This window comes from Xenorhabdus yunnanensis, from assembly GCF_028598805.1.
Lineage (GTDB): Bacteria > Pseudomonadota > Gammaproteobacteria > Enterobacterales > Enterobacteriaceae > Xenorhabdus > Xenorhabdus yunnanensis.
The window spans coordinates 1-299 of record NZ_JAQRFI010000292.1 but is presented as its reverse complement, the minus strand read 5'-3'; the positions used below and the strand labels follow the sequence as shown (position 1 = coordinate 299).

Below are 299 nucleotides of genomic sequence, written 5' to 3'. Positions count from 1 at the left end.
CTTGGTTCATCTGTGTTTGATTATCCAAAGCCGACAGGACTGATTGAACACTTAATGAAGGTCACGGACAGGGAAGATATCATTCTGGACTTTTTCGCCGGAAGTGGTTCTACAGGCCATGCGGTGTTAAAGCAAAATAAGAAAGATGGCGGCAGAAGAAAGTTTATCCTGGTTCAATTGCCGGAGCCTGTCTCAAAGAATGCGGGTGCAATAGCGTATTGTACCCAAGAGTCAATACCCGAATTGATTTCCCGCATTGCCCTGAAAAGAATAAAACATGCCATCCTGCAAGAAGATAA

General features: G+C 44.1%; 1 protein-coding gene. It reads left to right on the top strand.

The features are described from left to right. Positions 1 to 12 precede the first annotated feature (12 nt). The coding region (locus tag PSI23_RS22295; protein ID WP_273557077.1) for a DNA methyltransferase at positions 13 to 299 on the top strand (287 nt) is incomplete at its 3' end.